General features: G+C 63.4%; 9 protein-coding genes, 3 pseudogenes and 1 riboswitch. Of the genes and pseudogenes, 11 read left to right on the forward strand and 1 reads right to left on the reverse strand.

Translation table 11 applies throughout. The features are described 5' to 3' along the window. Nucleotides 1-19: 19 nt before the first annotated feature. Nucleotides 20-1,279, reverse strand: a complete 1,260-nt coding sequence (locus tag P9236_RS01900) for a sarcosine oxidase subunit beta (RefSeq protein ID WP_278072905.1) — start codon at nt 1,277-1,279, stop codon at nt 20-22. A gap of 206 nt (nt 1,280-1,485) precedes the next feature. Here P9236_RS01900 and P9236_RS01905 point away from each other — a divergent pair, with 206 nt between their 5' ends. The 11 genes and pseudogenes from P9236_RS01905 (at nt 1,486) to P9236_RS01955 (ending at nt 11,267) form a co-directional block, all read left to right on the forward strand. Further along, nucleotides 1,486-3,972: a mechanosensitive ion channel family protein gene (locus P9236_RS01905; protein WP_278072906.1), complete on the forward strand. Its 2,487-nt coding sequence runs from the start codon at nt 1,486-1,488 to the stop codon at nt 3,970-3,972. A 152-nt stretch (nt 3,973-4,124) separates the two neighbouring features. Further along, nucleotides 4,125-4,388, forward strand: a complete 264-nt coding sequence (locus tag P9236_RS01910) for a hypothetical protein (RefSeq protein WP_278072907.1) — start codon at nt 4,125-4,127, stop codon at nt 4,386-4,388. A 191-nt stretch (nt 4,389-4,579) separates the two neighbouring features. Beyond that, nucleotides 4,580-4,894: pseudogene (locus P9236_RS01915) on the forward strand (prenyltransferase); the annotation flags it as partial. After that, nucleotides 4,894-5,463: pseudogene (locus P9236_RS01920) on the forward strand (aminotransferase class III-fold pyridoxal phosphate-dependent enzyme); the annotation flags it as partial. The pseudogenes P9236_RS01915 and P9236_RS01920, both read left to right, overlap by 1 nt. An 8-nt stretch (nt 5,464-5,471) precedes the next feature. Beyond that, a pseudogene (locus P9236_RS01925) lies at nt 5,472-5,795 on the forward strand (hypothetical protein); the annotation flags it as partial. A gap of 80 nt (nt 5,796-5,875) precedes the next feature. Further along, nucleotides 5,876-5,992, forward strand: a riboswitch (TPP riboswitch). A gap of 104 nt (nt 5,993-6,096) precedes the next feature. Next, complete coding sequence (thiC, locus tag P9236_RS01930) at nt 6,097-7,941, forward strand: phosphomethylpyrimidine synthase ThiC (RefSeq protein ID WP_278072908.1); 1,845 nt, start codon at nt 6,097-6,099, stop codon at nt 7,939-7,941. 3 nt (nt 7,942-7,944) lie between these two features. Then, the gene (gene thiO, locus P9236_RS01935) at nt 7,945-8,952 is read left to right on the forward strand and encodes a glycine oxidase ThiO (RefSeq protein ID WP_278072909.1); all 1,008 of its coding nucleotides are present in this window, start codon (nt 7,945-7,947) and stop codon (nt 8,950-8,952) included. Further along, nucleotides 8,921-9,118 carry a sulfur carrier protein ThiS gene (gene thiS, locus P9236_RS01940; RefSeq protein WP_278072910.1) on the forward strand — a complete coding sequence of 66 codons (198 nt, stop codon included), beginning with the start codon at nt 8,921-8,923 and terminating at the stop codon, nt 9,116-9,118. Before thiO ends, thiS begins: the two co-directional genes overlap by 32 nt. Nucleotides 9,119-9,121: 3 nt before the next feature. After that, entirely contained in the window at nt 9,122-9,895 is a 774-nt protein-coding gene (locus P9236_RS01945) for a thiazole synthase (RefSeq protein ID WP_278072911.1), read from the forward strand. Further along, on the forward strand, nt 9,892-10,497 hold the full coding sequence (locus tag P9236_RS01950; protein WP_278072912.1) for a thiamine phosphate synthase: 606 nt from the start codon (nt 9,892-9,894) through the stop codon (nt 10,495-10,497). Before P9236_RS01945 ends, P9236_RS01950 begins: the two co-directional genes overlap by 4 nt. Then, entirely contained in the window at nt 10,488-11,267 is a 780-nt protein-coding gene (locus P9236_RS01955) for a hydroxymethylpyrimidine/phosphomethylpyrimidine kinase (protein ID WP_278072913.1), read from the forward strand. Before P9236_RS01950 ends, P9236_RS01955 begins: the two co-directional genes overlap by 10 nt. Nucleotides 11,268-11,389 lie beyond the last annotated feature (122 nt).

Raw genomic sequence — 11,389 nt, forward strand, 5'->3', positions numbered from 1 at the left:
CACTTTTTGGGATCATGGTCTAATGCAGCCGCGGCGTCGCGCCCTGGCCTTTGTCGTCGATGATCAGGCCACGATAAAAACGGTCGAGCGTGAAGGGGGCGTTGAACTCGTGCGGCTCGTCCTTGGCGATGGTCCAGGCGAAGCACCAGCCCGAGGCGGGCGTAGCCTTGAAGCCGCCGTAGCACCAGCCGCAATTGAGATACATGCCGGGCAGCGGGCCGGTGGTGATGATCGGCGAGCCGTCCATCGTCATGTCGCAAAGCCCACCCCAGGAACGCAGCAAGCGCACCCGCGCGAGGCCCGGGAACAGCGCCAGCATCTCGCTCATCACCTCATCGACGATTGGCAGGCTGCCGCGCTGGGCGTAGCTGTTGTAGCCGTCGAGGTCGCCGCCATAGACGAGGCCGCCCTTGTCGGACTGCGAGATGTAGAAATGGCCCATGCCGAAGGTGAGAACGGTGTCGACGATCGGCTTCAGCGATTCCGAGACGAAGGCCTGCAAAACGTGGCTTTCGATCGGCATGTGCGAAATGCCGGCAAGCTGCATGACATGGCCGGTGCTGCCGGCGACGGCAAGCGCCACTTTCCTGGCGCGGATATCGCCGCGTGTCGTCGTCACGCCAATGACCTGGTCGCCGTCGCGCAGGAAGCCGGTGACCTCGCAATTCTCGATGATGTCGACGCCGCGCCGGTCGGCGCCGCGCGCATAACCCCAGGCGACCGCGTCGTGCCGAGCGGTGCCGGCGCGTGGCTGCATCAGCCCGCCAAGGACGGGAAAGCGGGCTGAGCCCGAGACGTCCAGCGCGGGGACTAGCCGCTTGATCTGGTCGACGGTCATCAACTCGGCATCGACGCCAAGATGGCGCATCGCGTTGCCGCGCCTTGCATAGTCGTCGAGCTGGGCCGGCGTGTGCGCGAGATTGAGGCAGCCGCGCTGCGAGAACATGACGTTGTAGTTGAGGTCGTGCGAGAGGTTCTCCCACAGCTTCATCGAATGCTCGTAGAAGCGGGTGTTTTGCGGCAAAAGATAGTTGGAGCGCACCGCCGTTGTGTTGCGGCCGACATTGCCCGACCCCAGCCAGCCTTTTTCCAGCACCGCGACATTGGTGATGCCGTGTTCCTTGGCAAGGTAATAGGCGGTCGAGAGTCCGTGGCCGCCGCCACCGATGACGATTACATCATAGGACGCCTTCGGGTCCGGCTTGCGCCACGCCGGCTTCCAGTCCTTGTTGCCGTTCAGCGCGTTCTTGAGCAGCGAAAAGGCCGAATATTCCGCCATTCTTCCTGTCGTCCTGTTGGTGCGAGGCGGCACACTATAGAGCAGCCCACAACCGCAAAGCCAAGATTGCGCCATCGCTTTTCGACAGACCGACTTCGATCCATGCCCATCGCTCCACGGATCGGGACGGCTTGCCGCCTGATATGGCGGTCTTTATCAAGGGCGGAATTTTCGAAGATTTTTCGGCCGCGAGTCGCCCGTCCGTCATGATTTTCCGACTGCTACGCCTGATCTTGGTCGCCACCGTCGTCGTCGCGACGCAGCCGTCGTCCCACGCCATGGCGCAGGCGATTGGCCAGGGCTCCGCACAGCTCATCGCCGATCAGACCAAGGCCATCCAGGACCTGACGGCCAAGACCGACGGCCTGGAGAAGAAGATAAGCGATCCCGATGAAGACGATGCCGGGCTCGTCGACATCCGCCTGCAGCTCGAGGACATATCGCGAGCGGCGCTGAACAGCGCGCTGGCATTCCGTTCGCGCCTCAACGACATCAACAACCGCGTCGAGGTTCTGGGGCCGCCACCCGCGCAAGGACAGCAAGAGCCCGCGATCGTCGCCAATGAGCGTGCGGCGCTCACGGCCGAGAAGGCCGAGATCAACGCGGTGGTCGCCAGCGCGCAGAACCTGTCGATCCGCATCAGCGGCCTGGTCGACAATATCGCCATCAAGCGCAGCGAGCTTTTCCGCAGCGTTCTGACGAAACGCTACGAATTGACCGATGTGTTGAGCCCGCAGGGCTTTTCCGACGCGCATGACCAGTTCACCGGCCTCTACAAGGCAGTGGCGTCCTGGCTGACCTTCGCGTTCAAGTTCAAATTTCAGGCAATCCTTGCCGCGACGCTGATGGCGCTGGCGCTGGCAGCCGTGCTCCTGATAGGCGGGCGGCGGCTGTTCGGCCGCATTTTCGAGCCCAATCCATCCGTGGAGGATCCTTCGTACCTCAGCCGGCTGTCCGTGGCGTTCTGGTCGACGCTGCTGCCGACTGCGGCGCTCGGCGCGTTCTTGGCCTCCGCAGTGTTCTTCTTCAACTATTACAACGTGCTGCGCGGCGATATCGGCACATTCCTCAACGCGCTGCTCGCCGTAATCGCAGTGGTGTTCTGCGTCAACCGGCTGACCAATGCGGCGCTCGAGCCGCGGCTGCCTAACTGGCGGCTCATTCCAGTTGCAACCGGCCCTGCGCGCTGGCTGGTGAGGCTGACCACCGCCATGGCCGTGGTTCTCGGCATCAATTACTTCCTCTCGGTCGTCAACGAGAAGATGGGTTCCCCGCTTTCGCTGACGATCGCCAGGGGTTTTGTCGCCACCATCATCGTCGGCGTCATCCTGATCCTGATGGGGCTGCTGAGACCATTCAGGGCGGCTGACGGCGCATGGCGTCCTTGGCCGGCATGGCTTCGCTTCCTTGCCTTCGGGCTTGGCCTGTTCACCATCGCAGCGGCGCTGCTCGGCTATATAGGCCTAGCCCTCTTCGTCTCGGTGCAGGTCGTGGTCACCGGCACCATCCTGGTCACTGCCTATATAGGCTTCCTGTCGGCGCGGGCGATCGGCGAGGAGGGCGGCTTCGCCGACACCTCGGTCGGGCGCTGGCTGTCGACCAATTCCAGCTATGAGGACACGGCGCTCGACCAGCTCGGCCTGGTCGTCAGCATTGCCATCAACCTGATGATCGTGCTGGTGTTCCTGCCGTTGATCCTTCTGATGTGGGGCTTCCAGCCCGGCGATATCGAGGCCTGGGCCTACAAGCTGGCGACGGGCGTCACCATCGGCTCCGTCACCATCTCGGTGCTCGGCATCCTCACCGGCATCGTCGTCTTCGTCATCGGCTATTTCTTGACACGCTGGTTCCAGGGCTGGCTCGACGGGTCGGTGATGGCGCGCGGCAAGGTCGATACCGGCGTGCGCAACTCGATCCGGCTGGCGGTGGGCTATGCAGGCGTGGCGCTCGCGGCACTTATCGGCATATCGGCGGCTGGTATCGATCTTTCTAATCTGGCGCTCGTTGCCGGCGCGCTGTCACTTGGTATCGGCTTCGGCCTGCAGAACGTGGTCTCGAACTTCGTCTCCGGCCTGATCCTGCTTGCCGAACGTCCGTTCAAGGTGGGCGACTGGATTGTCGCCGGCGACATCAGCGGCACGGTGAAGAAGATCAGCGTGCGTGCGACGGAAATCGAGACGTTCCAGCGGCAGTCGGTGATCCTGCCCAATTCGAACCTCATCAACAATGCGGTCGGCAATTGGACGCATCGCAACAAGCTCGGCCGCGTCGACATCAGGGTCGGCGTCGCCTATGGCAGCGACGTCAAGCGGGTGCACGCGCTTCTGCTCGATATCGCCCGCGCCCATCCGATGGTGCTCAAGAACCCCGAGCCCTTCGTGCTCTTCGCCAACTTCGGAACGGCCGCGCTCGAATTCGAAATCCGCGTGTTCGTGGCCGACGTGATGAACGGCAGCATCGTCCAGAACGATATACGCTTCGCGATCTTCGATATCTTCGAGGACGAGCACATCGAGATCCCGTCGACGCCGCGCGCCGTGGTCGAGACAACGAAGCACGAGTCGTGGCCGATCGACGACGACAAGATCGAGGCGGAATTTGCCGAGCGCGAGCGGCTGGAAGCGGAAGCAGCGGCCGAACGCGAACGGCTCGCCAAGATGAAGCGAAGGGGCCGCAAGCCCGATCCAGGCTAGACGTTGCGCCATTTTCCCGTCGGTGAAACCAATTGCGGCATGAATGCGGCATTCAGTTGCGGTTCAGCTTGCTTGTCATATAAGCTCTCACGCAAAGGGCGAGAATGCCTTGCGAAATTGAACAGAGGCGGTGTGGGAACACCGGAATTGCAATGTGGAAGTCTGTCGTTACCGCCATCGCTTTCTTGGCCCTGGGCGGTTCGGCTTTTGCCGCCAGCGCGGTCAACAAGGACGCTCAGACGCGGACGTTGATCGTGACCGAAGGCGGCGGCAAGACCGAGCTGGCGCTGGCCGCCGGCGAGACGGTGGAGTTCTGCCCGAATGGCTGCTTCGTCACCCTGCCCAATGGTGACCTCGAAGCGCTGACCGGTTCAGAAACGGTCGAGATCTCGGGCGGCGTTGCCCGGATCAAGTAAAATCCTTAGACGCGATCGGCGAAGGCCGGGCAAACGCCCGGCCTTTTATCGTTTCCGGTAGCCGCTGCTTAACGATAGCACCGGAAATACCCCGCACAGCGCGCCGCAACCGGGCGTTTTAACTCCGTCATGCCCCGTTATATCCATCGCGTAGGCGCCGAAATACGGCGTGGGGTGAGCAGGGCAGAGCAATGGACGCGCGGTCGGACGGGAACGCAATTCCGCTTGCGGTCGATCTCGACGGCGCGCTGATTGCAACGGACCTTCTGTGGGAAGGCCTGTTCATCCTGCTCAAGAAGAATCCGCTCTATCTCTTTGTCCTGCCGCTCTGGTTGATCGGCGGTCCGGCGCGGCTAAAGCAGGAAATCGCAGCGCGCATCGACATCGATCCGGCATCGCTGCCTTACCGGCTTGAACTGCTCGAGCGGCTTCGCAGCGAACATGAGGACCGCCGCAGGATCGTGCTGGCGACGGGCACGCCGCGCAAATTCGCCGAGGCGATCGCGGCGGCCAGGCCGCGGTCGGCGCCATAATCGCCAGGCGCGACGTCTACATGAAAGCCTATGGCACGCCGAAGACGGCAATGATCCACGCCATGGCGACCTTCGGTGGCATGGGCGAGGCCTGCATCACCGCGATCGAGGCGCTCAACGTGCTGTACGACGAAGCGCTGATCGACAATGCTGCGTCGACCGGCGACTCCCTTTTGCAGCGGCTGCAGGCGCTGAAGGCGAAATATCCGAAGATCATCAAGGATGTGCGCAGCAAGGGTCTTATGATCGGGCTCGAGTTCCACGATTTCTCGCAGACCTTGCCGATGGTGCTGCGTCCTGTGGTGAGCGTGCTCGACGACAAGCTGAAGGGTTCGCTGTCGGGCTTCGTCGGCTCGCTCTTGCTACGCGACTACGACGTGCTCGTCGCCTTCACCGAGTACAACCGCAACGTCATTCGGCTCGAGCCGCCGCTGATCTGCCAGCGCGAGCATGTCGACCGCTTCGTCGACGCCTTCGACAGCTTCCTGTCGCTCGGCATTGTGGCGATCGTGAAGGATTTTGTAAAAAGCCAGGTCCGCTGAGACAGACGCTGCTGACCAGGCCACCCGTCGCTCCCGCCGATCCGCTCGACCGGCTGACCGGCGCCGGTCTTGCCTGGGGCGAGGGGGCTTACGCAAGATGGGCCGCGCCGATCGGTGCGGCGATCTTCTCGCTCTACATCCTGCTGACCGCCGTGACGGCCTGGTTCATGCCCGACGTCAACTGGGACATGCTGCCTTATCTGGCAATCGCCGAGGAGGGCCGCTATCCCGATCCGCTGGCGCTGCATGATTATGCCTACAGCACCGTCAAGGCCGGCGACTACAAGACGCTGACCGACGATGGCGGCGGCTTCCGCAACCACATGGCGGAGAAGCTTCCATGCACGATGGCGTTGAGCCGCAATGCCGGCCAAACGCGCTTGACAAGATGACGCTGGCCCGTTCAACCTAAGCCATTCACCAGGGGAGTCCCGGCAAGGGGCTGAGATACTGCTGGCTTTTGCGGCGCAGTGACCCGTTGAACCTGATCCAGTTCATACTGGCGTAGGGACGGTGCAAGCGCTTTGCGGGCGTTCATGCCCGAAGACCTGTCTCAGGCAGGCAGACCGAAGCGTCTTTTCATCCTTCCGGCACAGAACTGGGTCTCCAATGCAACGAGCAAAGGAGCCTCAAATGAATGCCCTGACCCCCACCGTATCGACTGGACCGCTGCCGGCGTCGCGGAAGATCCACAAATCCGGCGCCCTCCACCCGCAGATCAAGGTGCCGATGCGCGAGATCGCCGTTCACCCGACTGCCGGTGAACCGCCGGTGACGGTCTACGATCCGTCAGGCCCCTATACCGACCCCGCAATCGAAACCGATATCGAGAGGGGGCTTGCCCCCCTTCGGCAAGACTGGATCGTGGCGCGTGGCGATGTCGAATCCTATGACGGCCGCCATATCAGGCCGGAGGACAATGGATTTGCGACAGGAGAGCGCCTGACGCCGGAGTTTCCGACCCGCAACCGTCCGCTGCGGGCCAAGGCCGGCAAGGCGGTAACGCAGCTTGCCTATGCGCGCGCCGGGATCATCACGCCCGAAATGGAATTCGTTGCCATCCGCGAAAACCTCGGTCGCGAGATCATGCGGAGCGGGCTGCAACGGGACGGCGAGGCGTTCGGCGCATCGATGCCGGACTTCGTCACACCGGAATTCGTACGCGACGAGGTGGCGCGCGGCCGCGCGATCATCCCCGCCAACATCAACCATCCCGAGAGCGAGCCGATGATCATCGGCCGCAATTTCCTGGTGAAGATCAACGCCAATATCGGCAGTTCCGCCGTCACCTCTTCGATGGCCGAAGAGGTCGAAAAGATGGTCTGGGCCATCCGCTGGGGTGCCGACACGGTCATGGACCTGTCGACCGGCCGCAACATCCACAACATCCGCGAATGGATCGTGCGCAACTCGCCGGTGCCGATCGGCACGGTGCCGCTCTACCAGGCGCTGGAGAAGGTGGGCGGTGTCGCCGAGGATCTGAGTTGGGAAGTCTATCGCGACACGCTGATCGAGCAGGCCGAGCAGGGCGTCGACTACTTCACCATTCATGCCGGCGTGCGGCTGCATCACATCCCGCTCACCGTCGGCCGGGTTACCGGTATCGTCAGCAGGGGCGGCTCGATCATGGCGAAATGGTGCCTGCACCATCACCGCGAAAGCTTCCTCTATGAGCATTTCGCGGAGATATGCGACATCGCCAGAGCCTATGACGTCTCTTTCTCGCTTGGCGACGGCCTTCGTCCCGGCTCGATCGCCGATGCCAATGACCAAGCCCAATTCGCCGAGCTGGAAACGCTTGGCGAATTGACGAAGATCGCCTGGGCAAAGGACTGCCAGGTGATGATCGAGGGCCCCGGCCATGTTCCCATGCACAAGATCAAGCAGAACATGGACAAGCAGCTCGCCGTCTGCGGCGAGGCGCCTTTCTACACGCTGGGACCGCTGACCACGGACATAGCGCCGGGCTACGACCACATCACGTCCGGCATCGGCGCAGCCATGATCGGCTGGTTCGGCACGGCCATGCTCTGCTACGTGACGCCGAAGGAACATCTCGGCCTGCCGGATCGCAATGACGTCAAGACCGGCGTCATCACCTACAAGATCGCGGCGCACGCCGCCGACCTCGCCAAGGGGCATCCTGCGGCGAAGATCCGCGACGACGCGCTTTCGCGGGCGCGGTTCGAGTTCCGCTGGGAAGACCAGTTCAACCTGTCGCTCGATCCCGAAACCGCGCGCTCGATGCACGACGAGACCTTGCCCAAGGAAGCGCACAAGGTAGCGCATTTCTGCTCGATGTGCGGACCGAAATTCTGCTCCATGCGCATCTCCCACGACATTCGCGCCGAAGCGCAGAAGGAGGGGATGGCGGCGATGGCGCAGAAATACCGCGCGGGCGGCGATCTCTACGTGCCGGTCGAAACGCCCGGGGCGGGAGAACAAGCTTTGGCGCAGGACGATCAGAGGACGGACTGAGCCGTGCGCCGTGTCCTTGTCAAAGGCGCCGGTGTGGCAGGCCTCACCGTCGCCCATGAATTGGCCGCGCGAGGTGCGTCGGTCACGGTTGCCGAAATTCGGAGCCAGATAGGCGGCAATGCCTCCTGGCTCGCCGGCGGCATGCTTGCTCCTTGGTGCGAACGCGAAAGCGCCGAAGAGACGGTTGTCAGTCTCGGCAGAATTTCGACCGACTGGTGGGAAAGGGTGCTGCCCGGGCTCGTGACGACGGCCGGCACTCTCGTCATCGCCCATGTGCGCGACGCCTTCGAGCTTGCCCGCTTTGCGGCCCGTACCCGCAATCACGAGTCCGTCGACGACGAGGCGATCGCCGCCCTCGAACCCGATCTTGCCGGTCGCTTCCGCAAGGGCCTGTTCTTCGCCGGCGAAGCTCATCTCGATCCCCGTCGGGTTCTCGAAGCCCTCGCCGACAAGCTGCGTGCGATGGGAGTCGTCTTCCTTTTCGAGGTGGACGAGGTGGACCTTTCTGGCTTCGACCAGGTGATCGACTGCACGGGCATCGCGCGAGCCGACGACGATTTGCGTGGCGTGCGCGGCGAGATGCTGATCCTCCACACGCGGGAGGTTTCGCTCACCCGGCCGGTGCGTCTCCTCCATCCGCGTCATCCGATCTATGTCGTGCCGCGGGCCGATCATCACTTCATGGTCGGCGCGACCATGATCGAAAGCGACCATGACGGGCCGATCACCTCCCGTTCGCTGATGGAGCTCCTCAATGCGGCCTACGCGCTCCATCCGGCGTTCGGTGAGGCCGAAATCGTCGAGACAGGAGTGGGCGTGCGCCCCGCCTATCCCGACAATCTGCCGCGGGTGAAGCGTCGGAAGGACGGCGCGATCACGATCAACGGCCTTTACCGGCACGGTTTCCTGCTCTCGCCGGCAATGGCCGAGCAGGCTGCCGGCCTTCTCTTCAATTCATCTGCCGACCTGGAGTCTGAAAATGAAGCTGATCGTCAATGGCGAAGCGCTTGAGGTCAGGGCGACGACGCTCGCCGCCCTTTTGAAGGAGCTTGACTATGAGGGCGGCTGGCTCGCCACCGCGCTGAACGGCGATGTCGTGCCTGCGGCCGAACGGGCGGAATTGCGGGTGAACGAAGGCGATCGGATCGAAATCCTGTCGCCCATGCAGGGAGGCTAGCCGATGTTCGATCTTCTCGGGACAAAGTTGGCCTCGCGCCTGCTGCTGGGCACCGCCCAATATCCTTCGCCGGCGATCCTTGCCGATGCTGTCAAGGCGTCGAGCACCTCGGCGGTCACCGTTTCGCTGCGCCGGGAAATGGCCGGCGGCAGGGCCGGCGAGCAATTCTGGTCGCTGATCCGCTCGCTCGGCGTGAGGGTGCTGCCCAACACCGCCGGCTGCCATTCCGTCAAGGAAGCCGTGACGACCGCGAAGATGGCGCGCGAGGTCTTCGGCACGTCCTGGATCAAGCTCGAAGTGATCGGCAATCACGACACGCTGCAGCCCGATGTGTTCGGCCTGGTCGAGGCCGCGCGCATCCTTTGCGGGGACGGTTTCGACGTGTTCCCCTATACCACCGACGATCTCGTCGTTGCCGAGCGGCTGCTGGAGGCAGGCTGCAAGGTTCTGATGCCGTGGTGCGCGCCGATCGGCTCGGCGCTCGGGCCGGTCAACATCATGGCGCTGCGCTCGATGCGCGGGCATTTCCCCGACGTGCCGTTGATCGTCGATGCAGGTCTCGGACGACCGTCGCACGCGGCAACCGTCATGGAACTCGGCTTTGACGCCGTGCTCCTCAACACGGCGGTCGCCAAGGCTAGCGATCCGGTGGGCATGGCGCGCGCTTTCAGCAAGGCGGTCGATGCCGGCCGCGAAGCCTATGGTTCGGGACTGCTCGAGCCGCGCGACGTCGCTGTGCCATCGACGCCCACAATCGGAAGGGCGGTTTTCTCATGAAGCTCGATCCCTTCTACCTGATCGTCGACAGCGCCGCCTGGATCGAGCGCCTGGTGCCGCTCGGCGTCGGGCTGGTGCAGCTCCGCATCAAGAACATGGACGAGGGCAGGCTGCGCGCGGAAATCCGCAAGGCGAAAGCCTTGTGCGCACGGCATGAGTGCCAGCTCATCGTCAACGATCATTGGCGGTTGGCGATCGAGGAGCGCTGCGACTTCGTCCATCTCGGCCAGGAGGATCTGCAGGCCGCCGACCTCCCGGCGATACGGACGGCCGGCATCAAGCTCGGGCTGAGCACGCACGATCATGCCGAACTGCAGACGGCCATGGCAGCCAGGCCCGACTACGTCGCGCTGGGTCCCGTCTATCCTACCATCCTGAAGAAGATGAAATGGGCGCCGCAGGGGCTCGAAAGAGTTCGCGCCTGGAAGGGAGCCGTTGCACCCACTCCCCTGGTCGCCATCGGCGGCCTCAATCCCGGGCGGCTCGATGGCATTTTCGAAGCCGGCGCCGACAGCGCCGCGGTGGTGACGGACATAACCTTGAACCCGGATCCCGAGGCGCGCACCAGGGAATGGATCGAAAAGACCGACCCATGGCGCTGAACCGAGACCCGCACGTGCTCGTCGTCGGCGGATCGGATTCCAGCGGGGGCGCCGGAATTGCGCGCGATATCGAGACGATCTCTTCAATCGGCTTGCGCAGTTGCGTTGCCGTCACCGCGGTGACGGTGCAGACACACCAATCCGTTACGGCAATCCACCATATGCAACCCGGCCTGGTTGCCGATCAGATGCGCGCGGCGCTGAGGGCCAACAAAGTCTCGGCGATAAAGATCGGCATGCTTTCAACGGGACGCGTCATCGCGGCGGTTGCCGCGGTGCTGCGCGAGAATCCGCGGATACCGACAGTCCTCGATCCGGTGCTGGCTTCCTCGTCGGGCAGGCAATTGCTGGAGCCGGGTGCGATCGGCGTCTTGAAGCGCGATCTCATGCCGCTCTGCCGTCTTGTCACGCCGAACCTCATCGAACTGGCGATCCTGGCCGGTTCGGATTTGGCTGTGGACGACGACGATGCTCTGCGGCAGGGAGGGCGATTGCTTGCGGAAGGGCTGCGGGCGCTGCTCATCAAGGGCGGCCACGCGACGGGATCCAAATCAACGGATATCCTGTTGAACTCTGGACGGGAGCCTATCCACTTCGACATGCCCAGGCTCGCGGGATCGATGCGCGGGACGGGCTGCGTGTTGGCGAGCGCGATCGCCGCGCATCTGGCCGGCGCAAAACCGCTCGAGGACAGCGTGCGCGAAGGCAAGCGGCTTGTCTTCGAGAAGCTTGTGCGAGGTATCGAGCGCGAATTCGGCCTTGGCGCATAGGAAATCCTCACCGGTGACACCCTGGACGAGGCGCGTTCGGCTGTCAGGGTCGCTCGGTCTTTTTCCAATGTCGCAAACAGGCTTCATTCACCCCACCGCTCGGCCCTATAGTCCGCCCGCTT

This window comes from Mesorhizobium sp. WSM4884, from assembly GCF_029625675.1.
In the GTDB taxonomy this organism is placed as follows: Bacteria; Pseudomonadota; Alphaproteobacteria; order Rhizobiales; family Rhizobiaceae; genus Mesorhizobium.

Bases quoted from the DNA above. Each gene is read 5' to 3' on its own strand.
- P9236_RS01900 (WP_278072905.1), bottom strand. From the start codon at position 1,279: ATGGCGGAATATTCGGCCTTTTCGCTGCTCAAGAACGCGCTGAACGGC.
- P9236_RS01905 (WP_278072906.1), top strand. From the start codon at position 1,486: ATGATTTTCCGACTGCTACGCCTGATCTTGGTCGCCACCGTCGTCGTC.
- P9236_RS01910 (WP_278072907.1), top strand. From the start codon at position 4,125: ATGTGGAAGTCTGTCGTTACCGCCATCGCTTTCTTGGCCCTGGGCGGT.
- thiC (WP_278072908.1), top strand. From the start codon at position 6,097: ATGAATGCCCTGACCCCCACCGTATCGACTGGACCGCTGCCGGCGTCG.
- thiS (WP_278072910.1), top strand. From the start codon at position 8,921: ATGAAGCTGATCGTCAATGGCGAAGCGCTTGAGGTCAGGGCGACGACG.
- P9236_RS01945 (WP_278072911.1), top strand. From the start codon at position 9,122: ATGTTCGATCTTCTCGGGACAAAGTTGGCCTCGCGCCTGCTGCTGGGC.
- P9236_RS01950 (WP_278072912.1), top strand. From the start codon at position 9,892: ATGAAGCTCGATCCCTTCTACCTGATCGTCGACAGCGCCGCCTGGATC.
- P9236_RS01955 (WP_278072913.1), top strand. From the start codon at position 10,488: ATGGCGCTGAACCGAGACCCGCACGTGCTCGTCGTCGGCGGATCGGAT.